At 51.4% G+C, this 23234-nt stretch carries 30 protein-coding genes; 18 read left to right on the top strand and 12 right to left on the bottom strand.

Going from position 1 to position 23234, the window contains the following annotated elements:
- The first annotated feature begins 24 nt into the window (after positions 1-24).
- Positions 25-228, top strand: a complete 204-nt coding sequence (gene hpkB, locus TGAM_RS02420; RefSeq protein ID WP_015858097.1) for an archaeal histone HpkB — start codon at positions 25-27, stop codon at positions 226-228.
- A gap of 20 nt (positions 229-248) precedes the next feature.
- Here hpkB and TGAM_RS02415 read toward each other — a convergent pair whose 3' ends face one another.
- Genes TGAM_RS02415 through TGAM_RS02405 form a run of 3 tightly spaced genes read right to left on the bottom strand, consistent with a single transcriptional unit; the run spans position 249 to position 1969 of the window.
- On the bottom strand, positions 249-740 hold the full coding sequence (locus tag TGAM_RS02415; protein WP_015858096.1) for a metallophosphoesterase: 492 nt from the start codon (positions 738-740) through the stop codon (positions 249-251).
- Positions 741-751: 11 nt separating this feature from the next.
- Positions 752-1663 carry a transcription initiation factor IIB gene (locus TGAM_RS02410; protein ID WP_015858095.1) on the bottom strand — a complete coding sequence of 304 codons (912 nt, stop codon included), beginning with the start codon at positions 1661-1663 and terminating at the stop codon, positions 752-754.
- Between the two features lie 6 nt (positions 1664-1669).
- Positions 1670-1969, bottom strand: coding sequence for a Gar1/Naf1 family protein (locus tag TGAM_RS02405; RefSeq protein ID WP_015858094.1), 300 nt, complete (start codon positions 1967-1969; stop codon positions 1670-1672).
- A gap of 221 nt (positions 1970-2190) precedes the next feature.
- Between TGAM_RS02405 and TGAM_RS02400 the strand changes: the two genes are divergently transcribed.
- Positions 2191-3519 carry an NCS2 family permease gene (locus TGAM_RS02400; protein ID WP_015858093.1) on the top strand — a complete coding sequence of 443 codons (1329 nt, stop codon included), beginning with the start codon at positions 2191-2193 and terminating at the stop codon, positions 3517-3519.
- Positions 3520-3566: 47 nt separating this feature from the next.
- Here the strand turns inward: TGAM_RS02400 and TGAM_RS02395 are convergent, their stop codons facing one another.
- The 4 genes from TGAM_RS02395 to TGAM_RS02380 are packed head-to-tail and all read right to left on the bottom strand — an operon-like array spanning position 3567 to position 5673.
- Positions 3567-3992, bottom strand: a complete 426-nt coding sequence (locus TGAM_RS02395) for a metal-dependent transcriptional regulator (RefSeq protein ID WP_015858092.1) — start codon at positions 3990-3992, stop codon at positions 3567-3569.
- Between the two features lie 50 nt (positions 3993-4042).
- Positions 4043-4417 (bottom strand): Mov34/MPN/PAD-1 family protein, encoded by a 375-nt coding sequence (locus TGAM_RS02390; RefSeq protein ID WP_015858091.1) that lies wholly within the window; start codon positions 4415-4417, stop codon positions 4043-4045.
- Between the two features lie 24 nt (positions 4418-4441).
- A complete protein-coding gene (locus tag TGAM_RS02385) occupies positions 4442-4822 on the bottom strand; it encodes a RidA family protein (protein ID WP_048811035.1) in 381 nt (126 codons plus the stop codon).
- 59 nt (positions 4823-4881) lie between these two features.
- The gene (locus TGAM_RS02380) at positions 4882-5673 is read right to left on the bottom strand and encodes a DUF2666 domain-containing protein (RefSeq protein WP_015858089.1); all 792 of its coding nucleotides are present in this window, start codon (positions 5671-5673) and stop codon (positions 4882-4884) included.
- 106 nt (positions 5674-5779) lie between these two features.
- Between TGAM_RS02380 and lonB the strand changes: the two genes are divergently transcribed.
- From lonB to TGAM_RS02365, 3 genes are all read left to right on the top strand, one after another.
- Positions 5780-7672, top strand: a complete 1893-nt coding sequence (lonB, locus tag TGAM_RS02375; RefSeq protein ID WP_094745798.1) for an ATP-dependent protease LonB — start codon at positions 5780-5782, stop codon at positions 7670-7672.
- 258 nt (positions 7673-7930) lie between these two features.
- Positions 7931-8386 (top strand): Lrp/AsnC family transcriptional regulator, encoded by a 456-nt coding sequence (locus TGAM_RS02370; protein WP_015858087.1) that lies wholly within the window; start codon positions 7931-7933, stop codon positions 8384-8386.
- A gap of 102 nt (positions 8387-8488) precedes the next feature.
- Positions 8489-9214: a DUF92 domain-containing protein gene (locus tag TGAM_RS02365; RefSeq protein WP_015858086.1), complete on the top strand. Its 726-nt coding sequence runs from the start codon at positions 8489-8491 to the stop codon at positions 9212-9214.
- Positions 9215-9267: 53 nt separating this feature from the next.
- On the opposite strand, the gene TGAM_RS02360 is transcribed toward TGAM_RS02365, so the two are convergent.
- The gene (locus TGAM_RS02360; RefSeq protein ID WP_015858085.1) at positions 9268-10335 is read right to left on the bottom strand and encodes an SPOUT family RNA methylase; all 1068 of its coding nucleotides are present in this window, start codon (positions 10333-10335) and stop codon (positions 9268-9270) included.
- Positions 10336-10433: 98 nt separating this feature from the next.
- Here TGAM_RS02360 and TGAM_RS02355 point away from each other — a divergent pair, with 98 nt between their 5' ends.
- Both TGAM_RS02355 and TGAM_RS02350 read left to right on the top strand, forming a co-directional pair.
- Complete coding sequence (locus TGAM_RS02355; protein ID WP_015858084.1) at positions 10434-11702, top strand: hypothetical protein; 1269 nt, start codon at positions 10434-10436, stop codon at positions 11700-11702.
- Between the two features lie 5 nt (positions 11703-11707).
- The gene (locus TGAM_RS02350) at positions 11708-12388 is read left to right on the top strand and encodes a fibrillarin-like rRNA/tRNA 2'-O-methyltransferase (RefSeq protein ID WP_015858083.1); all 681 of its coding nucleotides are present in this window, start codon (positions 11708-11710) and stop codon (positions 12386-12388) included.
- A 55-nt stretch (positions 12389-12443) separates the two neighbouring features.
- On the opposite strand, the gene TGAM_RS02345 is transcribed toward TGAM_RS02350, so the two are convergent.
- Entirely contained in the window at positions 12444-13112 is a 669-nt protein-coding gene (locus tag TGAM_RS02345) for a TIGR00266 family protein (RefSeq protein WP_015858082.1), read from the bottom strand.
- Positions 13113-13260: 148 nt separating this feature from the next.
- On the opposite strand from TGAM_RS02345, the gene TGAM_RS02340 reads away from it, so the two are divergent.
- Genes TGAM_RS02340 through TGAM_RS02325 form a run of 5 tightly spaced genes read left to right on the top strand, consistent with a single transcriptional unit; the run spans position 13261 to position 16478 of the window.
- Complete coding sequence (locus TGAM_RS02340; RefSeq protein ID WP_015858081.1) at positions 13261-14313, top strand: hydroxymethylglutaryl-CoA synthase; 1053 nt, start codon at positions 13261-13263, stop codon at positions 14311-14313.
- A gap of 10 nt (positions 14314-14323) precedes the next feature.
- On the top strand, positions 14324-15484 hold the full coding sequence (locus TGAM_RS02335; RefSeq protein WP_048811033.1) for a thiolase domain-containing protein: 1161 nt from the start codon (positions 14324-14326) through the stop codon (positions 15482-15484).
- Positions 15485-15486: 2 nt separating this feature from the next.
- A complete protein-coding gene (locus TGAM_RS02330; RefSeq protein ID WP_015858079.1) occupies positions 15487-15891 on the top strand; it encodes a Zn-ribbon domain-containing OB-fold protein in 405 nt (134 codons plus the stop codon).
- A gap of 36 nt (positions 15892-15927) precedes the next feature.
- The gene (locus tag TGAM_RS11215; RefSeq protein WP_015858078.1) at positions 15928-16092 is read left to right on the top strand and encodes a hypothetical protein; all 165 of its coding nucleotides are present in this window, start codon (positions 15928-15930) and stop codon (positions 16090-16092) included.
- A complete protein-coding gene (locus TGAM_RS02325) occupies positions 16089-16478 on the top strand; it encodes a PIN domain-containing protein (protein ID WP_015858077.1) in 390 nt (129 codons plus the stop codon). The genes TGAM_RS11215 and TGAM_RS02325 overlap by 4 nt, the downstream gene beginning before the upstream one ends.
- Here the strand turns inward: TGAM_RS02325 and TGAM_RS02320 are convergent.
- A complete protein-coding gene (locus tag TGAM_RS02320) occupies positions 16475-16765 on the bottom strand; it encodes a hypothetical protein (protein ID WP_048811032.1) in 291 nt (96 codons plus the stop codon). The genes TGAM_RS02325 and TGAM_RS02320 overlap by 4 nt on opposite strands.
- 37 nt (positions 16766-16802) lie before the next feature.
- A complete protein-coding gene (locus tag TGAM_RS02315) occupies positions 16803-17273 on the bottom strand; it encodes a GNAT family N-acetyltransferase (protein ID WP_048811389.1) in 471 nt (156 codons plus the stop codon).
- Between the two features lie 70 nt (positions 17274-17343).
- Here TGAM_RS02315 and TGAM_RS02310 point away from each other — a divergent pair, with 70 nt between their 5' ends.
- The 5 genes from TGAM_RS02310 (at position 17344) to TGAM_RS02295 (ending at position 21780) form a co-directional block, all read left to right on the top strand.
- The gene (locus tag TGAM_RS02310; protein ID WP_048811031.1) at positions 17344-17877 is read left to right on the top strand and encodes a multiprotein bridging factor aMBF1; all 534 of its coding nucleotides are present in this window, start codon (positions 17344-17346) and stop codon (positions 17875-17877) included.
- A 42-nt stretch (positions 17878-17919) separates the two neighbouring features.
- Positions 17920-19761, top strand: a complete 1842-nt coding sequence (locus TGAM_RS02305) for an McrB family protein (RefSeq protein ID WP_015858073.1) — start codon at positions 17920-17922, stop codon at positions 19759-19761.
- 5 nt (positions 19762-19766) lie between these two features.
- A complete protein-coding gene (locus TGAM_RS02300) occupies positions 19767-21143 on the top strand; it encodes an McrC family protein (protein ID WP_015858072.1) in 1377 nt (458 codons plus the stop codon).
- 35 nt (positions 21144-21178) lie between these two features.
- On the top strand, positions 21179-21349 hold the full coding sequence (locus TGAM_RS11210; protein WP_015858071.1) for a hypothetical protein: 171 nt from the start codon (positions 21179-21181) through the stop codon (positions 21347-21349).
- A gap of 92 nt (positions 21350-21441) precedes the next feature.
- Positions 21442-21780 (top strand): type II toxin-antitoxin system VapC family toxin, encoded by a 339-nt coding sequence (locus tag TGAM_RS02295; RefSeq protein ID WP_015858070.1) that lies wholly within the window; start codon positions 21442-21444, stop codon positions 21778-21780.
- Here the strand turns inward: TGAM_RS02295 and TGAM_RS02290 are convergent.
- The gene (locus TGAM_RS02290) at positions 21777-22205 is read right to left on the bottom strand and encodes a DUF356 domain-containing protein (protein WP_015858069.1); all 429 of its coding nucleotides are present in this window, start codon (positions 22203-22205) and stop codon (positions 21777-21779) included. The two genes, TGAM_RS02295 and TGAM_RS02290, sit on opposite strands and share 4 nt — an antisense overlap.
- A 108-nt stretch (positions 22206-22313) precedes the next feature.
- Here TGAM_RS02290 and TGAM_RS02285 point away from each other — a divergent pair, with 108 nt between their 5' ends.
- Entirely contained in the window at positions 22314-23156 is an 843-nt protein-coding gene (locus TGAM_RS02285) for an SDH family Clp fold serine proteinase (RefSeq protein ID WP_015858068.1), read from the top strand.
- The last annotated feature ends 78 nt before the right edge of the window (positions 23157-23234 follow it).

The following is a 23234-nucleotide window of genomic DNA, read 5'->3' as shown; positions in this document are numbered from 1 at the left end:
TACAACTTGATGGAGGTGTATGAAATGGCCGAGTTGCCAATTGCCCCGGTTGACAGGCTTATAAGGAAGGCCGGTGCTGCCCGCGTCAGTGAGGAAGCCGCCAAGGTTCTCGCCGAGCACCTTGAAGAGAAGGCCATTGAGATCGCCAAGAAGGCCGTCGAGCTTGCCCACCACGCCGGCAGGAAGACCGTCAAGGCCGAGGACATCAAGCTCGCCATCAGGAGCTGATGCCCCTTTCCTGTTCTCTTTTACCAGAGCTTTATCCTTTTAACCAAGATCTCTTCACCAGTTCTCAGAAGAACAAATCCCGCATTATCCCACCGGGGAAACGTGGGGGAGCCGGGGTTTAACAGGTAGACCTTTCTCCCATAGAGGCTGAAGGTGTCAAAGTAAAAGCGATGTGTGTGGCCGAACACAAGCAGGTCAACCCCCATATCAAGGGCCTTCAATGTCAAAAACTGTGCGTTAAGTGAGAGAAGCTGGTGTCCGTGTATCAGGCCTATCCTTATCCGATCTATCTCAACAGTTTCTTCCTCCGGAAGGCGTAGATAATCGACGTTTCCCCTAACGGCGACGACAGGGGCGATTTCCTCAAGCGTCTCCAGAACGGACGGATCTGTCACGTCCCCCGCGTGGAGGATAAGTTCGGGTTCGGCGTTGCGCATTTTCTCAATAAGAACGGGAGGGAGGGCCCTCGCTTTGTCCCCAACGTGGGTATCGCTGAGAACGGCAACCCTCAAAAAGAAACACCTCACATCGGAACCTTGATGTTGAGCTTCTCGACGAGTTCCTTATAGCGATTTCTCACGGTGACCTCGGTGACGTGGGCAACCTCCGCAACCTCACGCTGGGTTTTCTTCTCTCCCTCGAGGAGAGAGGCAACGTACAGAGCAGCCGCCGCGAGCCCCGTCGGGCCCTTACCACTGGTAATGCCCCTCTTTATTGCCTCCTGGAGGATCTCCTTGGCACGCTGCTTGGTCTTGGAGCTCACACCGAGGGCATCACCAAACCTATCGACGTAATCGATCGGGCTCGTCGGGCGGAGGTTCAGGCCCAGACCCCTGGCCATAAAGCGATAACTCCTTCCGATTTCCTTCTTCGTGACCTTCGAAACCCTGGCTATCTCATCAAGGGTTCTGGGAATGCCCTCCATCCTGCAGGCCGCGTACAGAGCAGCTGAAACCATGCCCTCAATTGACCGTCCGCGGATGAGCTTCTTCATAACGGCCTTGCGGTAAAGGGCAGCGGCAGCTTCCTTCACGCGCCTTGGGAGCCTCATCTGGGCCGCCATTCTGTCGAGCTCGCTCAGCGCGAACGCCAAGTTCCTCTCGGCGGCGTCGTTTATGCGCATCCTCCGCTGCCACATGCGGAGCCTTCTGAGCTTGCTCCTGTACATGCCAGTTATTTGATTGCCATGAATATCCTTGTCGCGCCAGTCTATATCGGTCGAGAGGCCCTTATCGTGTATCATAAGTGTCATAGGCGCACCAGTTCTCGCGCGCCTCGCCCTCTGGTCGGGATCGAAGGCCCTCCACTCCGGCCCTTCATCAACGACGTTCTCCTCAAGCACATAACCGCAGACCCGGCAGACGAGCTCTCCCCGCGTTCTGTCAAAGAAAAACTCCGTTGAACCACAAACCGGACACACCCTCTTATCGGCCAAAGGTTCTCACCCCCTTCTCTTGGGGGTGGGGCGTCTCGAACGCCTCTTTTTGGGCCGAGTTTCCTTTCCTTTTTTCCTGTTTCGATTATCAACGTACAGAACAGAGCCCACGTAGCTTTCGGGCTTCTTTACTCTGGGTTTTACTGCAACAAAAGGTGCCTTCACGGGACCAAAAACATCCTTGATGATACCAACAAAGGTGAGATCTTTGTCAACGACACGATCGTTCAAACTGGGTACCCAGTTCGTCCTGATTATCAGAAACCCCTGCTTTGCATAGTGAGAAACTCTCCCGAGCCGCTTCATAGCCCCACCCCAAAAGGCCATATCCTTTTAAACTTTTCGCTCAAATCATTTATAAGCTTTTCGGTCACTTCCGAAAGGCTTTTATTTGGGAGTGATCTAGAAGTTAAATTCAAATTCCTCTTTTCCAGAAACCCCCGATTAATCTATTAAACAAAAAAATGTCAAGAAAATGTTTTAAAAAGGCACTTTTTAGCAATAACTAGTCAATAGGGGGTGATCAAATGAAGGCCCTTGAGAGGTATTTTGAATTCGACCGGTACGGAACGAACATGAAGACGGAAGTGCTCGCGGGGATCACAACGTTCATGACGATGGCATACATACTCTTCGTTAACCCCAAGATCCTCAGTGTGGCAATGGGATCGGAGGCATTCAATTCCCTCGTCGCCGTGACGGCCCTTGCTGCCGGCATTACAACCATTATAATGGGTTTCTACGCCAAAAAGCCCTTTGCCCTCGCTCCGGGGATGGGACTCAACGCATACTTCGCCTACACGGTCGCCCCAAAATACGGCTGGAAGGTCGCCCTTGCGGCTGTCTTCGTCGAGGGTGTAATCTTCATAATCCTGAGCGTGACAAAGGTCAGGAGTGCGATCATACACGCCATTCCGCTGAGTCAGAAATACGCGGTTGGAGCTGGAATTGGACTATTCCTGACGTTCATAGGACTAAACGATATGGGCCTGTTGACCGCAGCCACTGACAATGGTGTCTTGCTCTTCACAGGCCTAAACGCCTCGGCTCTGACGACCAAGGAGGGCCTACTCTTTTTCTTCGGTCTCTTTCTAGCCGGAATACTAATAGCCCTTCGCGTTAAGGGGGCCTTGCTTGTCTCCATACTGACGACCAGCGTGGTGGGCTGGATTACGGGGGCTGCAAACTGGCCCGCGCACATCTTCTCAACCCCAGATATAAGCTACACCTTCATGAAGATGGATCTTCAGGGCCTGATAAACGTAGGTGCCTTGGGAGTCGTCTTCGCGTTCTTCATGGTGGACTTCTTCGACACCCTAGGAACGGTAACAGGGCTGAGCGCCAAAGCGGGTTTCCTTACGAAGGAGGGCAAAGTTCCTGACGCTGAAAAGGTTCTCCTCACCGACGCGATAGGAACAACCTTCGGGGCGGTTCTCGGAACCTCGACGGTCACAACCTACATAGAAAGCGCCGCAGGTATAGAGGAAGGGGGAAGGACGGGAATGACTGCAGTGGTAACGGGGCTTCTCTTCCTCGCGATAGGTCTCTTCATAGCCCCCCTTGCCGGGGCAATACCAACATTCGCAACGGCCCCCGCCCTGGTGATAGTCGGCTACTACATGCTCAGCGCCATAAAGGAAGTAGACTTCTCGGATCCTACGGAGGCCATTCCAGCCTTCCTCGTGCTCATAACGATACCCTACACGTATTCCATAGCGAACGGCATAGGGATGGGCTTCATAAGCTATACTCTGATAAAGGTCTTCAGCGGTCGCTGGAAAGAAGTTCACCCACTCATGTACATCCTATCGGTCGTCTTCTTGCTGTACTTCGCGTACCTGGGCGGAGCCTTTTGACGCCCCCTTTGTTTTTATCCCCTTGAAGAAGAGAGCCGTACTGGGGATCAACCTTCCTCTAGCTTCTCCTTGACGAACTGCTTTATTGCGTACGGACACTGCTCGCGTATGAACTTGGCGAACTCTTTCATCCTCCTCACCGTCTCCTCGTGAACGTAGTGCTCAAACTGGCAGGCGTCCTCCTCCGCTATCTCGGGCGGAATTCCAAGAATCTCCACAAAGAACTCAGTTAGAAACCTGTGCTTGGCATAGGTTCTTTCGGCTATTTTCCTGCCCTCCTCGGTGAGGAGAATCCTGTCATACTTTTCGTACTCCACCAGACCCTTACTACTCAGTTTTTTGAGGGCATCGATGACGCTTGGAGGCTTGACGTTCATTCTCTTGGCGATGTCCTTGACACGGATTATACCCTTGCTCTTGTAGAGGAGGTACATGGTCTCAAGGTACTCTTCCTCTCGCTTGCTAACCTGCAACGGCCTCACCTGAGTTAGGATAACCAAAAATGTTTAAGTAGTTTTCGGGGTCAGGGGACTATCTCGATCTCCACGGTCTCTCCCGAGCTCAGAAACGCCTTGACGTCCGAGGGAGTGAAGGGATAGCAGAGGATTAGATGAACGCCACCGAACTTCGAGAAGAACCAGAGATCCTGCCGGGAGGGCAGGCATACAGAATCCGGATGGGAATGGACGGTTCCCCTAACGCTCTCATCCAAGGGGAGCATCCAAGCGTTGAAAAATACCGACGTCCTCCCAAAGTGACCGGCTGGAGCTATGAGGACTTCTTCGAATATTCCATCCTTCTCCCTGAGAAACCCCGCGAACTCGTTCGGGTAAAAGCTCCTCGCGAGTTCTAGGAGGTATTTAAGAAGTTCCTCCCTTATCCTAACTTTCTCAACCAAGTTTCGCCCTCCAAAAAATTGAAATCAGAGCACAGCTATCGCCTCGATCTCCACATCAACACCCTTCGGCAGGTTAGAGACCTCAACGACTGCTCTAGCAGGTTTTGAGCTGGCAAAGAACTCGGAGTAAACCTCGTTGAACTCCTCGTATTTGCTTATGTCCCTGAGATAAACCGTCACCTTAACCACGTTCTCAACGCTTCCCCCAGCGGCTTCGACAACGGAAAGGAGGTTTTCAATGGCCCTCCTGGCCATGTCCCTAAAAGTTCCCCTGACCAGCTCACCCGTCTCGGGATCGAGGGGAATCTGCCCGGACACAAAGAGCAGTCTGCCCGAGGCAATGACGCCCGGACTGTAGGGGCCGATGGGAGAAACCCCCTCCGGAAACACAAACTCCCTATCCATCTCGTTCACCTCAGCGAAGCGAAGACTCCTCATCCTTTCGTCGGGTGTCCTCGGCCTCATCACGGCTTCTTTTCTAGGTACTTCTCAAGGCTCTTGGCCGGCACGTCCAGCGAAAGACCGATACGCTCAAGGGCTATTCTGAGGGCATAAACCCTCGCGTGCTCCTCAAACCCAGGGGCAAACTCTGAAGGCTGAAAGTTGAGGTACCTCTCAACGATGGATGGTATCTCCGATTTCTTCACCTTTTTCCTTGGCCCGAACCACTCCTCAATGCCATTCACGTCTATACCAGCGTAAGCGGGGAGCTTAAGGGTCACTGTTTCGTTTATGCTAGCGAGCAAGCGGGCGACATCAACCTTCGGTGTCGAATCGTCTATTATGAGCCTCTTAACGACTATCCAGCTGCCGTGCTTGGCCGTGAAATTAACGTGATCATCGGGAAAGGGGAACACTACGCGAACCTCTTTTAGCAGGCCGTCCGGATAATCAACGGGAACGAACCTTGACAGGGTAAGCCTGACCAGCAACGCCCTCGCGGCATCGACGAGGAGTTTTTTGAGCTTCTTGTCCTCCTCAAAGACAAGTGCCCCGAGTTTTCTGGAGATACCAGGAGACTTAAGGGAAACGATTACCTTCGTTAGATCACCGTCAATTCCCTCGGCCAGGCTCATTATCCCCGCAACGTTCATGACATCGGTTAGGTATTCGGGAATCTTGGAGTTAACGGTGTTGCCAACCCTCGCAAGGAAACGAGCTATCTTTTCATCTTCAACATCGATCAACTTGTCGGCGACCTTCCAGTTTCCGTGCTTGGCCGTGAACATAACGTGATCTTCTACACTCCTCGGCATCTTCCATCCCCAATGCTAATAGCTTAAGAGGGGTATTTTATCTTTGCCCTTCTAAAGATAAAGTTATAAGCCTCGTGGGGTAGCATTGCCAGAGGCAGAGAAGGGGATGCTCATGGGAGAGGAGAGAACCCTCCAAACCGGCGAGACTCTCGACCTTGGGATTGAATTTGAAACGACTGAGGAGATTAAAGTCCCCGAAAGACTCATAGACCAGGTCATCGGTCAGGAACACGCCGTCGAGGTCATCAAGACCGCTGCCGGCCAGAGAAGGCACGTCCTACTAATAGGCGAGCCCGGAACCGGAAAATCAATGCTCGGCCAGGCAATGGCCGAACTGCTACCTACCGAGAACCTTGAGGATATACTAGTCTTTCCAAACCCCGAAGACGAGAACATGCCCAAGATCAAGACGGTTCCGGCATGTCAGGGAAGAAGGATAGTGCAGAAGTACCGGGAAAAGGCCAAGAATCAGGAGAACATAAAATCCTACCTCCTGCTCGCGATAGTCTTCATGGTCATGATGGCCGTCATGATGCAGTACAGCACTCAGAACTTCCTCATGGGGCTCTTCGTAATAATCCTCACGATAATGGTCCTTTCAAACATGAGGCTGAAAACGAGCGTTCTCGTGCCCAAGCTCCTCGTCGACAACTGCGGAAGGACTAAAGCGCCGTTCGTGGACGCAACGGGGGCACACGCGGGAGCACTGCTCGGTGATGTGAGACATGACCCGTTCCAGTCCGGTGGCCTCGGCACTCCCGCCCACGAGCGCGTTGAGCCAGGGATGATACACCGCGCCCACAAGGGTGTCCTGTTCATAGACGAGATAGCAACCCTCTCCCTCAAAATGCAGCAGAGCCTCCTCACCGCGATGCAGGAGAAGAAGTTCCCGATCACCGGCCAGAGCGAGCTCTCGAGCGGTGCGATGGTCAGGACGGAGCCGGTTCCCTGTGACTTCATACTCGTCGCCGCTGGAAACCTCGACACCGTTGACAAGATGCACCCGGCTCTTCGCTCGAGGATTAGGGGCTACGGTTACGAGGTTTATATGAGGACGACGATGCCAGACACCATAGAGAACCGCAGAAAGCTCGTCCAGTTCGTCGCCCAGGAGGTAAAGCGCGACGGCAAGATTCCACACTTCACGAGGGAAGCCGTTGAGGAAATCGTAAGGGAGGCCCAGAAGAGGGCGGGCAGGAAGGGCCACTTGACCCTACGCCTCCGTGATCTCGGTGGTATCGTGAGGGCAGCCGGAGACATAGCGGTGAAGAAGGGCAAGAAGTACGTGGAGAGGGAGGACGTCCTTGAGGCCATGAAGATGGCAAAGCCCCTCGAAAAGCAGCTCGCCGACTGGTACATAGAGAACAAGAAGGAGTATCAGGTCATAAAGACGGAAGGCGGCGAGATAGGCAGGGTGAACGGCCTAGCTGTTATAGGGGAACAGAGCGGCATAGTCCTCCCCATTGAAGCTGTCGTTGCACCTGCCGCAAGCAAGGAGGAAGGGAAGATAATCGTCACGGGAAAGCTCGGCGAGATAGCGAAGGAGGCAATTCAGAACGTCTCAGCCATAATCAAGCGCTATAAGGGCGAGGACATAAGCCGCTACGACATTCACGTCCAGTTCCTCCAGACCTACGAGGGTGTTGAGGGTGATTCGGCGAGCATAAGCGTCGCCACAGCCGTTATCTCGGCCCTTGAGGACATTCCGATACGGCAGGACGTGGCGATGACTGGCTCGCTCAGCGTTCGGGGCGAGGTCCTGCCCATCGGCGGCGCTACACCCAAGATTGAGGCGGCCATTGAGGCGGGTATAAAGACGGTCATAATTCCCAAGGCCAACGAGAAGGACGTTTTCCTGAGCCCTGACAAGGCCAAGAAGATAAGGATAATCCCAGTTGAGACAATCGACGAAGTACTGGAGATAGCGCTCGAAGACTCTGAGAAAAAGAGAGAACTTTTGAGCAGGATAAGAAGTGCCCTGCCCCTCCATAAATCCTGAGCGTTTCTTTTTATTGGGGCCGTGAGCATTTACATTTTAATGAGTAATATCACCATAAAATATCATTGCATTAAAATAATAACACGGTAATTTCATAACATCATGTGATATTCAATCCCCCAATTAGCGGGATAAATGGCCATAAAATGTACCATTAAGAACTACAACCCATAGCCCCATCACAAAATGTTGAAAATTTTCCGAAAATCTTATAACCTCTAAGGGAATAGGGAAACTGTACACACCGGAGGTGTTAGGATGCCAAGGAAAGTTAAAATAGACTCCATCGATCTTAGGATCGTTCATCTCCTCTCAGAAAACGCAAGAATGACGTACAAAGAGCTTGCGGAGGCAATAGGAACAACGCGACAAAGGATCTCCAGGAGGATGGACAAACTCGAGAGAATGGGGATAATACAGAAGTACACCATTCTACCGGACTACGAGAGCTTGGGATACTCGTATATAATCCTTGGAATAACACTAAAACCTGGTGCGAAAACCGACTCCATAATTCAAAACCTCAAAGAAAAGGAATATGTCAAGATCATCCAGAAGGCCTTGGGTACTCACAACCTCGTCGTTCACGTAATAGCCCCGAAGGACATGAGGGAGATTCAGTCGATTATAGAATCCATCACGAGCGACATTGAGGATATTGATCATGTGGACATAACCTTCATAACTGAGACCTGCAAGTTCCAGACTTTTTGACTCGATTCTTTTTAATTCTCGCCGATAGTCGAGGGAAAGAGTAATAAACAACCTGCCACGATAGGGCACAGAAAACACCACTAAAATCAGGGGGTTCGGGACATGCACGATCCATCGTTCACAACGCTCATCATCGGCCTCATCGTGCCACTCCTAGGTGTGATTGCGTACCGGGCAAAGGCACTCGACCTAGCAGGAACCCTGGCCTCAGTCCTTCTTGGTATCCTTGTGATCTATCTGGGAGGCGTTTACACGTTCCTCGCGCTCCTCGTGTTTCTGGTGTTCGGAACCGCTACAACAAAGTATCGCTTTAACGAGAAAGTTAAGAAAGGGTTCTCCTCAATTGAGGAGAGGACGAGGAGCGTTGGAAACGTTCTAGGAAACGGGCTGGCGGTTGTGGTGTTTCTCATTGTAGAAGCAATCACAAGGCAGGACGTGTTCTGGGCGGCTACGTTTTCGGCCATAGCAACGGTCAACGGTGATACGCTGGCCAGCGAGCTGGGGAAAGTTTATGGGAAGAGGCCCAGGCTCATAACAAACCTAAAGCCTGTAAAACCCGGCACGAACGGAGGTATTTCCCTCGCTGGAGAGCTCTTCGCGCTCCTTGGTGTTCTGGTGATTGTCCCCTTTGCCCTACCCCTCACGAAGTACGACCTCACCATGACCCTTGCTGTTCTGACAGGGGGCTTCCTCGGGATAAACGCCGACAGCTTCATTGGGGCTACCCTCGAAAACAAGGGGCTCCTCGACAACAACGGCACCAATTTTCTAGCTTCCCTGATTGGAGGTTTAATAGGGGCGCTCGTCTTCTACACACTGGGCGGATGATGACTACGGCGGATTCCCGAACTGTGAGGACGACCTTAGGGTCTGACGCCAAATCACTCCCCTTTCTCTCCCCCTCTGAGGAACTCTTCATAAACCTCCCACAGTGAGACCAGAGCCGCGGGTATTCCATGCTCCGTTGCAAAGGTCATGTACGGGGCCAGATCAACAACGTAATCGGCAAAGCGGAAGAGTCCCTTAGGGATGCCCTCCCTCGAACCTATGAACACGACAACCTCTTTGGCGTAGTGAAGATCTTTCGCCAGCTTGTCCTTAACCTCTGCCAGAGTCGGGCCCTTGGGATCGGTTATTATCAACAGCCTCTTCTTACGCCTCTTATCCCTGACCACTTGGTAGAGATCCCAGACTGTAACGGGAACCTTTTCAACATTCCAGGGATAGGCATCCCTCTGGATCTGATAGCGGCTTTCCTGTCCGATCTTTACTCCCCTGATAAATTCCATGAGCTCGTAGGCATCCATCCTTTCTTTGGGAGCTATGATTAACTCCTTGACCTCGAAAGCCTGGGCGGCCCTTCCGATTTTCTCCCCGAACAGCCTACATGCTTTGTAATCACCCCAGTAGGGCATCTGAACGATCGTGAGCTTCTTGAAAAGCTTTCTTGCATCTATCTTGTCAGGAGTATACTTTCTGAACTCCTCCCCGGGGATTACAGAGATGTAAGCCCTATCCCCGATTATTTCCACTTGAACAACCTTATCGGGCCAGCTCAGATTGACGTCGGCGTTAGTGAGCTCCTTGATTTTAGCCCCAAGAACCCTATTGACATCGATGCTCGAAAAGTCATGCTTTCCCCGTCTCTTGGTCTTCACGGCGTAGGTTTCGTTTTCATCGATAAAGTCAGCCAGTTTTTCCGCACTCTCCGCTATCTTCTCAAGACTTGCTTCAGTCTCGACGATCACCGGAATAACGCGCTCCACTTCAGGGATCTGGAGTATCTTCTCAAGAGCATCCTCATCCGAGCTTTCCACAAGTACAAGGCCAGAATATCCCATCGGCGATGCCCAAACCTCCGCTTTAGGCAGCAGCTCGGAGATGTAGTTGGCCGCAACGCTTTCCATGCCCCTCTGCGTTTTGACTATGAACTTCCTACCGGCACCCATCCCTAACACCAACCATCACTCAATCACTGGGTTTATAGACCTTTGGAGGCATGAAATCTTTTTATAGAGGGAGCCCAATATGATCCGGAGGTGGTAGTGTGAGGGTTTACATTGCCGAGAATGTCAGGGGCGTTTACGCCTTCGACGAGAGCGGGAAGCTCATCGCGAGCAAACCCTTCAGCGGAAAGCCAGAGACAAGCCTCGACAGGCTTTTGAAGGGAGAACCGAGCGACGAGCTGAGTGCCCTCCTCGACGAGCTGAAAGGAGAGGGGTACGAAGAGTTCATCGTGGAGGACACCGAGCTGAGCAGAAAGCTCAAGGAGCTCGGCTACAACGCAACAGCTGAGTTCCCGAACCTTGCGGGAGAAAAGTTGCGCTCAAGTCCAGAGGAGTTCCTCGGCGAGAACTGGTTTGACGAGTACTACACCGTTGGCGTTGCATTAACGAGGCTCCGCATACAGGAGCAGAGCGGTGCGCGCGACAAGATGATTATACAGGCCATCGAGGCGCTCGATGACATCGACAAGGTCATTAACCTGCTCGTTTCGAGGCTGAGGGAGTGGTACGGCCTCCACTTCCCCGAACTGGACGAAATCCTGCCCAAGCACCCGCAGTATGTGACTTTCGTTAAGGAAATTGGCCCGAGGGAGAACGTGAGCAGGGAGAAGCTTGAAAAGCTCGGCTTCTCCGAGGGCAAGATTAAGAAGATCCTCAAAGCGGCCGAGAAGTCGATGGGAGCACCGCTCGGTAAGTTCGACAGCGAAATCATAAGGAAGCTCGCCAGCGAGATAAGTGACCTCTACAAGCTGAGGGAGCAGATTGAGGACTACCTTGAGACGGCGATGGACGAGGTGGCTCCAAACCTGAAGGCTCTGGTCGGTGCGAAGCTTGCCGCTCGCTTGATGAGCCTCGCTGGAGGCCTTAAGGAGCTCGCCATGATGCCCGCTTCAACGATACAGGTTCTTGGAGCCGAGAAGGCCCTCTTCAGGCACCTAAGGACGGGCGCCAAGCCGCCAAAGCACGGCGTCATCTTCCAGTACCCTGCAATAAACCGCTCGCCCTGGTGGCAGAGGGGTAAGATTGCGAGGGCTTTAGCTGGAAAGCTGGCCATAGCGGCTCGCGTTGACTACTTCTCTGGTGAATACATCGGTGAGGAGCTGAAGAAGGAGCTCGAGCAGAGAATCAAGGAAATCAAGGAGAAGTACCCGAACCCGCCCAAGAGGAAGGCCAAGCCGGAGAAGAAGAAAAAGAAGAAGTTCAAGGGCAAGGAAAAGAAGGGCAAGAAGCACGAAAAGGGCAGGAAGGAGAAGAAGGGTAAAGGCAAGCCCGATAAGAAGGGTAAGAAGAAAAAGAAGGGCAAGAGGTGAGGTAGATGAAGGTTAAGAAGCACAGGTTCCCGGGCGTTTACATCGTCATCGATGACGACGGGAGCGAGAAGATTGCAACCAAGAACCTCGTTCCCGGCCAGAGGGTTTATGGGGAGAGAGTTATCAAGTTCGAGGGCGAGGAGTACAGGATTTGGAATCCAAGCAGATCAAAGCTTGGAGCGGCGATACTCAACGGCCTCAAGAACTTCCCGATTAAGCCCGGCTCAACGGTGCTCTACCTTGGAATAGCGAGCGGAACCACCGCTTCCCACGTCAGCGACATCGTCGGCTGGGAGGGCAAGATATTCGGCGTCGAGTTCTCGCCGAGGGTTCTCAGGGAGCTCGTTCCAATAGTCGAGGAGAGGAGGAACATCGTCCCGATACTCGGCGACGCTACCAAGCCCGAAGGTTACCGCGCACTCGTTCCGAAGGTTGACGTCATCTTCGAGGACGTCGCCCAGCCGACTCAGGCGAAAATCCTCATAGACAACGCCAAGGTGTTCCTCAAGAGCGGTGGCTACGGAATGATTTCTGTCAAGAGCAGGAGCATCGACGTCACCAAGGAGCCCGAGGAGGTCTTCAAGGAGGTCGAGAGGGAACTCGCGAGCTACTTCGAGGTCGTTGAGAGGCTTTCGCTCGAGCCCTACGAGAAGGACCACGCTCTCTTCGTCGTTAGAAAGCCTTGAGACTTTCTTTTTGAACTTTTAGGCCCTTTAAATTTTGAAAAAGGAAATCGGGGCATCAACCCCTTTTTGGTAGGTGCGGGATTATCCAGCTCAGGAAACCATCCATACTCCTCGTCTGTATGTACAGAGTTCCGGTGCCATAGAATTCGGCAACAAGCCCTTCTCCGCTGAGGAGAGTGCTCTTCAGTCCGCCGACCCGCTTCACTGTAAAGTCCAGACCCTCGCTGAAGGCCACGAGGTGTCCTGTGTCTATGATAAAGCGCTCGTTGTGAAGTTCCTTTCTGACTATGGCCCCGAAGCTTGAGAGGAACACCGTGCCCCTTCCGCTCATCTTGAGCAGGAACAGTCCTTCCCTGCCAAAGAACGTTTTTGCCCCTCCCCATTTCGTGTCTATGTCTATCTCCCCACTGCTTGCAAGAAAGGCACCGCTCTGCGCGTAAAGCGTTCCATCGAGCTCAAAGGCCTCTATGTCCCCAGGATACGGTGGGGCAAGCCCTACGGTTCCGGGTCCTCCTTCGGCACGGAACGTGTTTATGAAGAAGCTCTCGCCTCCAAGCATTGAGCGCTTCAGCGCCCCAAAAATACCACCTTTTGCTTTCGTCTCGAGCTTTATCGTGGGACTCATGTAAACCATGGCCCCGCTCTCGGCCTGAATGCTCTCTCCAGTGTTGAGCTCAACCTCAAGCACCGAGAAGCTCGGCCGGTGTTTAATTTCGTACTTCATGCAATCACCAGTTTTAATTTTATCCAGTAGTATATAGCGGTTTCTATCGCTGATTGCCGAAAACTCCTTTTACTTTTACCGAAAGGCTTTTATAAGGCCGGGCTCAACCTCAGGCGAAGTTCCGTTCAAGCGTTTGTGGGTGGTGCCCATGAGGAAACTTCTGAAGCCGAAGAGGGAAGTGGGCATCGTCGGCTACGGTGCCTACGTTCCGATGTATAGAATCAAGGCTGAGGAGATAGGACGCGTTTGGGGCGTTTCGAGCTTTCCAATCGAGGAGAAGGCCGTCCCGGGACTTGACGAAGACGCGCTCACCATAGGCCTTGAAGCTGCCAGAAACGCCCTCAAGAGGGCAGGCATTGATCCCAAGCTCATAAGGGCCGTGTGGTTTGGTAGCGAGAGCAAGCCCTACGCGGTGAAGCCGACTGGAACTGTCATAGCCGAGGCAATCGGGGCAACGCCAGACGTCAGCACCGCCGACTTCGAGTTCGCTTGTAAGGCCGGAACCGAGGCACTGCAGACTGCCATCGGCTTTGTAGGTTCAGAGATGGCCGACTACGCGATGGCAATCGGAGCTGACACAGCACAGGGAAGGCCCGGCGACCACCTTGAATTCACCGCCGGAGCCGGCGGTGCGGCGTTCATAGTCGGCCCGAAGAGCTCTGAAACAGTTGCCTACTTCGAGGGAAGCTACTCCTACGTTACGGACACGCCAGACTTCTGGAGAAGGCAACACGAGCACTACCCGAGGCACGGAAACCGCTTTACAGGCGAGCCGGCCTACTTCCACCACATAATCAACGCGGCAAAAACGCTTATGGAAGAGTTGGGTCTTACCGTCAACGACTTCGACTACGCGGTCTTTCACCAGCCCAACGTCAAGTTCCCGCTCACCGTTGCCAAAATCCTCGGAATCCCGAAGGAAAAGGTTCTTCCCGGACTTCTCTCTGGAACCATCGGAAACACCTACAGCGGTGCGACGATGGTTGGAGTCTCTGCAGTTCTTGACATAGCCAAGCCCGGAGACAGGATTTTGTGGGTTTCCTTCGGTTCCGGGGCCGGAAGCGACGCCTTCAGCGTTGTTGTCCAGGATGCAATAGAGGAGAAGAGGAACCTGGCGCCGAAGGTCAAGGACTACGTCGAGAGGAAGAAGTACATAGACTACGCCCTCTACGCCAAAGCGAGGAGGAAGTACATCCTGTGAGGTGGTTGAGATGAGGAAGGCCGTCATAATCGGTGCGGGCATGACCCCCGTTGGTGAGCACTGGAAGCTTGCCCTCCGTGATTTGGCCGTTGAAGCTCTGCTCAACGCGATGGAGGATGCAGGCGTCGATAAGGTTGACTCTCTCTACGTCGGCAACATGGCCTCTGGCTCCTTTGTAGAGCAGGAAAACCTCGGCGCGCTCATAGCTGACTGGGCCGGTCTCGGGAACATCCCCGCCGTTAAGATCGAGGCGGCGTGTGCCTCGGGGGGTGCCGCCGTTCAGGAGGGCGTTAAGGCCGTTCTCAGCGGGCTGGAAGACGTTGTCGCCGTCGTCGGCGTCGAGAAGATGACCGACGCCTGGCCGAGCGACGCTACCAGATACCTGGCCTACGCGGCCGATGCCGAGTGGGAGCTCTTCCACGGGGCCAGCTTCGTTGCTCTCAACGCACTTATTATGAGACACTACATGAAGACCTACGGCTACACCGAGGAGGATTTGGCACTATTCGCCGTAAACGCCCACGCCAACGGAGCTAAAAACCCCTACGCAATGTTCAAGAAGCCAATCAAGGTTGAGACCGTCCTCAAGAGCCCCTACATAGCCGACCCGCTCAAGCTCTTCGACGCCTCGCCGGTCTGCGACGGTGCGGCGGCCGTGATAATAACCACCCCCGAGAAGGCGAAAGAGCTCGGCGTTCCAAAAGAGAAGTGGGTTGAAGTTGCTGGAATGGCGCGCGCCATAGACACCATAAACCTCGCCAACAGGGAGGACCTGCTCACCCTTAAAGCGGCGAAGATAGCAGCAGAGAAAGCTTACAAGATGGCGGGAGTTGAGCCAAAGGACATCGACTTCTTCGAGGTTCACGACGCCTTCACGATTATGGCCGCGCTCAGCTTGGAAGCCCTCGGCGTCGCGAAGAAAGGAGAAGGAGCGAAGCTTGCCAGGGAGGGACAGATAGCGATTGACGGCGATTATCCGATACAGACTATGGGCGGACTCAAATCAAGGGGCCACCCGGTCGGAGCTACTGGAGTCTACCAGACGGTCGAGGCTGTTCTCCAGCTCCGCGGTGAGGCGCCGAATCAGGTTCCCGACGCCGAGGTCGGCCTGACCCAGAACATCGGAGGAACCGGCTCGAACATAACCGTTAACATCCTCAGGAGGGTGTGAAAATGGCCCGTCCGATGCAGATTTCCCGCTACTGGAGGCACTTCCGTGAGAAGTACAGACTCATAGGAGGCAAATGTGAGAACGGCCACGTCTTCTTCCCATACCGCTCGGTCTGCCCTGTCTGCGGTTCAAGGAACGTCGAGGAGTACGAGTTCAGCGGAAAGGGCAAGGTGCTCACCTGGACGATAGTGAGAAACCCGCCGAGCGGGTTCGAGTACTACAAGCCGTATCCACTTGCCCTCGTTCAGCTTGAGGAAGGGCCTGTGGTTCTTGCCCAGCTCACCGACGTCGAGCCAGAGGAAATCCACGAGGGCATGGAGGTCGAGGCGGTAACCAGAAAGGTCAGGGAGTTCGAGGAGGACGGTATAATCCTCTACGCCTACAAGTTCAGGCCCGTTTTGAAGTGATGGAAATTTTTATCTATCTTTTTTCCCAATTCTCGTTTGGGTGAGGACATGACTATAGAGGTTAAAGTTCCTATCAGCGGAGATGAATTGAAGAGACTTCTTGAGGGAAGAGGGCGGAAAAAGAACTGGGAAAAGCTCTTTGGGATAGCTAAGGAGCTCCCCGAGTTCAGAGAAGAAGACAGGGTGGACGTGAGGATATGATAGTGATTCCTGACACTTCCGCTCTCGTGGAGCTGATTAAAGGTACTGAGAAGGGAAAAGCTGTTCTTGAGATTCTCAACGAATCTGAGCTGGTAATTATTCCGACGCTTGTTCTGGCAGAACTTAGTAGTTTCTTGGAGAGAAACGGGGTCGATTTGAGCATAGTGAAGACGATAGCCGACATGGGTTTGGTCGTCCCCTTAGATAAAGAAGTGGCAATCAACGCGGGGAAACTGCACGCAGAAATACGCAGAAAGAACAAAAACAAGCACGTTTCACTCGCAGATTGCATTATCTCCAAAACTGCTAAGAGGTATGGAGCGCTCGTAGTTACGACCGACTACCATTTTCGGCTCTTGGGAGACGCAATAATAATTGAAAGCTAAGCCCTCTCAATCCTCATCCTGTCCCCGCTCTCAAACTCAAGCTCGAGCTTCCCTTTCTCCATCCGAACCTTCACTCCATCAACCACCGCGTCTATCTTCCCGTTCTTGGCCTCGACGCCGAGCATCTCGGCAACTTCCTCAACGCTCTTCAGCCTTCCGCTCATCGTAGTTTCGAGGGTCTCGCTCCCCTCTATTGTGACCTTCAGCTTTCCCTTTCCTTCCCTTATGAAGCTCTCTTCCTTCATGTTCCTCACCTTGTCGGGACTTGGCGGATGAATGCACGGCATTGCAACCACCGATAAAACAACTTTTCCTTCTCACTTATCACCTTTTCCTTCTAACCATCCTCACCCAGATGCCGTGCTTTCCGACCTCTCTGAAACCGTACTCCTCGTAAAACCTCTTCGCCCGCTCGTTCTTCTCACCGACCCAGAGCTCAATATCTTTTCCGCCGAGGTATTCAAGGCACTTCTCCATGAGCTTCCGCCCTATCCCATGCCCCTGGTAGCTTTTGTCCACCGCGAACTCGTGTATGGCCCCGACGGTTCTCCCCTCGTACCTGCTGTACCAATCGTCGTCGCAGACGATGAAGCCGACTATCTTGTCGCCGATTTTGGCGACGAAGAAGCCGTCCTTAGCTTTGCTCCAGCACCACCTCAGGTAGCGCTTCGCGTAGCTCTCCCCTTCCCCGCCGTACTCGCGCATTCCCTCGTAGGCGTTCATGTAAATCTCTATCAGCCTCTCAAGGGTTTCCTGGTCGAGCTTTTGGAGTTTCTCTATCTTTACTTTCGTCATCATTGATATCCTCATCGTCGGGTTTAAAAAGCCTGACTCCGAGCTTTGAGCGGTAGAGAAGGTGGTAGCTATGAGCAAGGCCAAGCCGCGCTACTGCGAGATTTGTGGTGCACCCATAAGGGGCCCGGGCCACAGGATAAGGCTCGAAGGTGCCGAGGTTCTCGTCTGCGACCGCTGTTACGAGAAGTACGGCCGAAAGAAGTCCGGCTTCAGCATAATGCCCACAGGAAGGGAGCCGAGGAGAAGGCCCGTCTCAGCACCGAGGCCGAAGAGGGAGCCAAAGCCCTACCGTGAGAGACCGCTTTACACCGAGGAGATAGTCGAGGACTTCGCCGAGAGGGTTTACAGGGCCATACAGAGGAGCGGTAAGAGCTACGAGGAGCTGTCCCATGAGATTGGGCTTTCGGTGAACGATTTGAGGGCCATAGCGCACGGCTACCGCGAGCCAACGATTAAGGAGGCCAAGAAGCTCGAGCGCTACTTCAAGATTACGCTCATCGAGCGCGTCGAGGAGGAGTTTAAGGAGAAGAAGACGATTCCGAAGGACTACGAGCCGACCCTCGGCGACATAGCCAACATCAGGATACGGAAGAGGAAGAAGTGAAGTTTTTAAATTTTCATTCTTAAAATACTTGGGGACACTACAATGGAAAACCAGTTATTCATAATTGGGATTGGAACAGGAACTGACGAGTATGAGAATTTTGAGGAGACGATCCTAAAAGGAGTGAAACGAAATGAGCTGGAAGGCCAAATTGGCCCCGATATCTTGGACAATTGCTGTTCTGATGTTTGTTATTTCTGGGGCAGATCAAAAGAGACAATCTACGAGAAAAAGATTGATAAAGGCGACATGGTGCTATTTTATGTAGGCAAGCGTATTAGTCGAAATAAAGTTGATCTGAACCAAGAAACTGCAGTATACCTCGGAATTATCTGTGAAACCGTAGAGATTTCCGAAAACGATGTTAGTTTTCTCAATGACTTCTGGAGAAAAGGAGAAAACTTTCGGTTCTTGATGTTCTTCAAGAAAAAACCGGAGAAATTACATCATTCAATCAATGAGATAAACAGCAAACTGGGATATAACCCCGATTATTTTCCGATAGCTGGATATGTTAAGCCAGAACGCATGTCGGGTGTATATGACATTCTAAAAAACATTTTAAAAAAAAGAGGTATTTTAAAGGAGAGTGACTCTATGAACGAAAGTGCAGGCCACAATATAAAAGAAGATTATTTTAGAGTTGACATGTTACTAAATAAAAAAGGCCAAGTAATCCTCTACGGCCCACCAGGAACTGGAAAAACCTGGATAGCGCGAAAATATGTCGTTGAGGAGACTAACGAAAAAACGCCTGGAAATAAGTGGGAGTTCATAACCTTCCACCAGTCATACAGTTATGAGGAGTTCATTGAAGGGTTCAGACCAAGAACAGATAACGAAGAAAAAATTCGCTATGTGGTTGAGGACGGAATCTTCAAGAAAATTGCCCTTAGAGCGCTTGTAAAGGGACTTTTCGAACTGGAAGACGCAACAATTGGTAAGGACAAGATACACCGACTCTACATTCTTTTAACCAAAAAAGAACCACTATCCCCTACAGAATACGAGGAGTATTTGCGGCTCAAAAGATACCTCTGGGAACTGGTGGGGGGACTTCCAAAAGACAAACTAAAGAATCTCACCCCCAAGTTCTACCTTATAATCGACGAAATCAACCGCGGAAACATCAGCAAAATCTTCGGCGAGCTGATAACGCTCCTCGAAAAGGACAAGCGCTTGGGCGGTGAGAACCAGCTTATAGTTAGGTTGCCATACTCGGGGGAACCTTTCGCGGTTCCGCCAAACCTTTACATCATCGGCACGATGAACACTGCCGATAGAAGCATTGCCCTGCTTGACGTTGCGTTGAGGAGGAGGTTTGCGTTTATTGAGGTTGAGCCAAGACCAGAATTTCTCGAAAAAGAAAACCTGAAGAAAATTAGAGAAAAGAAGCTAAAGACAGAGGATAGAAAAAGGCTAAACGAAAAACTAAACGAGCTATTTAGTAAACTGGGTAATGATAACTACTTTCTCAAAACTCTTCTCGAGAAGATTAACGTTCGCATTACTGTCGTTAAAGACCGCGACCACAGGATAGGCCACAGCTACTTCCTAAATGTAGAAACTGTTGAAGACCTCCACCACGTCTGGTACTATGAAGTGCTCCCTCTTCTCATGGAGTACTTCTACAACGACTGGGAGACAATAAAGTGGGTGCTGAACGAGAAAGGCAAAGAGCATGGAAACGTGTTCTTCGAGAAGTTAAGGCTTACTGGACCAAACGGAGAAGAAGCATATCAATTAAAAGTTCTCGAAGGAGACGCCTTTATTGGGGCTTTAAAGAGAATAATCAGTAAGAACACTCCATCTCAAGAGGGAGGAGCAACAACTAACGAGGAAAACTCCCCAGAGAACACCCAGTCCCAAACTGAAGGGGACTGATTCGCATGCCAAGACTAACGACAATAACACTCTACGAACATGATGAAAAGAGGTACAGGGATATTGCAGGAGACAAAAAGGCTATTCAAGACGCTCTCATCAAGTTGAACAAGCAATTTAAGAAGGATTTTAAAAAGCTGGACAGATCAGAAGATAATTCAGATACTGAGGATACAATAGACGAGAGCAAAGGCGTAGTAGAGGTCTATGCCAACAAGATTAAAGCACGACACTACGTCGGCTTCGCCGCCGTTGACAACGTTTTCCTTCAAATTCTTCCAAAGGTCTTCAAGCCAAAGAAAGAGCAAACACAAGAGACACAGGAAGATACTTGGGAGCCCATTCTGGCTTTTATACGAATGCTTGACATGGCCTATGGACTAAAAATCAAAGACCACGACTTAGCTTATCTTCAAGGAAGAAACCTCCGGCCGAACCTTTACGAAGTTTTTATTTATTTGTTCGCTAAAAGCCTCTGGAGTGAGGTTCAAAGGGGATACCATCGGGAATACGTTGAAGTTCACAGGGAAGAGAAGTTTCTTCGGGGAAAACTACTGATGAGCAGACAGATACGAAAGCTTCCCCACCAGCTAAACACCTTTAGCGTTGAAGTCCATGAGCTCATTGAGGATAATCTGCTCAACAGGATTTTCTATGCATCGGTTAGAGAAGCACTCAGAAGAACAACATGGGGCCTAAACAGAAAGCTCCTCGGTGAGCTGATGCTGGCCTTTGACGGTATTACGCCTATACACCTTAGGACAGAGCACTTTGAACGCGTTCATTTTACAAGGCTCAATGAGAGGTTTAGGAGGCCCTTTGAGCTGGCTAAACTTTTGTTTATGCCTGCAAGCGGAAAAGGAAGGAGTCGGGAAGTTAGCGGGTTCTTTGTTGACATGAACAAGCTGTTTGAGAGGTTTATTGAGAGAGTTCTCGTGAGAAACCTTCCGCCGGAATACAAATTGTTCTACCAAGAATCTTATCCATTTTTAAAAAATCAGAATGGAAGCTCCCAAAAGCCTGATTACGTTGTTAGAAAAGGTAACACTCCTGTTGTAGTTCTTGATGCAAAATACAGAGAGCTCAAAGAGAGAATCCCCAGCTCGGATATGTTACGCCAGCTTTATGTCTATTCACGGATTTGGGGTTATAAGACCAGTCACGAAAATGACTCAAAACCTCCTGCCGTCATTGTAATTCCTTCCAGCTCAACTTACAATCAAGGGCTTCCAGACAAACCGTTAGAGTTTGAATTTTTCGATGAGAGGAAGCTCTTTATAGTTGCGTACAACATGGATTATGTAAAAACGGGTGCAATATTTAAGGCAGATAAAAACTTTAGAAGGAGCCTAAACAACATTATTGGCAAACTAAACACCTAAGTTATCTCAATGCTAAACTATAGCGCGGTGATACAATGGGCGAGATAGTTGTGAAAGTTCCCTCTGGAATGGAGCGCCTCATTGAACGGAAGATAAAGATTATACTTGAGCGGGAGATAAGGAAAGGGCTGAGCAGAGCTGTTCTTTCCAAGTACCTTGGCAAATTCAAAGGGGATGTCAATGAAGAGGACTGGTACCTCCAGTGAGCTTATCTTTTTGGACTCCTCCGTTTTAATCGAAAGGACTAAAAGGTAATCCCTCCGCCGTTTCGCTTTTTGAGGAGCTCCTCAACTCCAATTTGGTCCCAGTAATCAACGACATAGTTTTCAGTGAGTTCCTTTTTCACTACATTGCCCTCAAAACTGGAGTTTCCCCGTTTACAATCAAAAAGCGGGGTGAAATAGGAAAAGTAATCCTCACCGAGGAACCAAAGGACTTCCTCAACCAGTTTCATGTTCTCCCTACGGACGATGAGGTTCTTGAGGTATCTTATGGGCTCATAAGAAAGCACAATCTGCTCCCGAATGACGCAATAATCCTCGCCACTTGTCTTGTCTTTGAAGTGAGAAACTTTGGAACGCTGGACAGCGATCTTAAACAGGCTGGGGAGAAAGAAGGACTAAACGTCCTTCCCTAAACCTCCTCGAACTCCCACTCCTCCTTCTCTCTCCTCTTCTCGGCCTTCCTTCTGAGCTCTTCAGCCTTCGTTCTCTTCGGGGGGTGGAAACCCTTAAGCTTCTCAAAGCTTCCCCAGAGGCGCATTAACTCTTCCCAGACCTCGGAATCTGGGGGGATTACAAGGATATGGGCCGGGGGATGAATGTCCATCAGCCTGCCTATGGCCTTCTTCGGCGGAAGGTCAATCTGGGCAACGACGTGGGCTTTAAAGCGCTTTCTCGGTTTCTCGCCACTTATCTTTTCGAAGGCCCAGTCTGAGAGGGCAGGCGGTATTATCCTCGGGTCACCGCGAATTCTCATACCCCCGTACCTCACGAGGTCAGCTAAAGCAACGCTCGCCTTCTGAAAGTTGTCGGTTCTAACTAAGACAATCGTGTTTCTCATACTCTCACCAAGGAATGAACGATTGAGATACTTATAAACCTGATCGAAAGCAAAGCTTTAAGTATCAGGAAGCGTAAACATTTCGTCAAAACGTTAGGGGGGAAACCCATGGATCCACTCAGCGGTTTCTTAGGTTCACTTCTCTGGTGGCTGTTCTTCCTGTACATCCTGATGTGGCCCCAGCTCCAGTACAGGCAGCTCCAGATAATGAGGGCCAAACTGCTCGCCAAGATAGCGAAGAAAAGGAACTCAACGGTAATAACGATGATACACAGACAGGAGAGCATCGGGTTCTTCGGGATTCCAGTGTACAAGTTCATAAGCGTTGAAGACAGTGAAGAAATACTCAGAGCCATAAGGGCGGCACCAAAGGACAAGCCGATAGATCTCATAATACATACACCGGGGGGGCTCGTTTTGGCGGCGACTCAAATTGCAAGGGCACTCAAAGAACATCCGGCAGAGACGAGGGTTATAGTGCCCCACTACGCCATGAGCGGGGGGACGCTGATAGCCCTCGCCGCAGACAGGATAATAATGGATCCCAACGCCGTTCTCGGACCCGTTGATCCACAGCTCGGCCAGTACCCAGCTCCGAGCATTGTGAAAGCAGTGGAGCAGAAGGGAGCCGAGAAGGTAGACGACCAGACACTGATCCTTGCTGATGTGGCCAAGAAGGCAATAAAGCAGGTACAGGACTTCGTGTTCTATCTGCTAAAGGACAGATACGGCGAGGAGAAAGCCAGGCAGCTGGCCCAGACACTCACCGAGGGCAGATGGACCCATGATTATCCAATTACTGTCGACCACGCTAAGGAGATGGGACTTCACGTTGAAACGGACGTTCCAGAGGAAGTCTACGCGCTGATGGAGCTCTACAAGCAACCGGTAAGGCAGAGGGGAACCGTCGAGTTCATGCCATACCCGGTGAAGCAGGAAGGGGCCAAGTGATTTTTCATTTTTAGTTACCGAAATTTTTAAAAACTTTATGTTTCTAAAAACTTCAGAGCCTCTCAAGAGGCCAAGTGA

The sequence above is a fragment of the Thermococcus gammatolerans EJ3 genome (assembly GCF_000022365.1).
Classification (GTDB): Archaea; Methanobacteriota_B; Thermococci; order Thermococcales; family Thermococcaceae; genus Thermococcus; species Thermococcus gammatolerans.
Note: the sequence above shows the minus strand (reverse complement) of the source record. Positions and strands in the feature narration are given on the sequence as shown.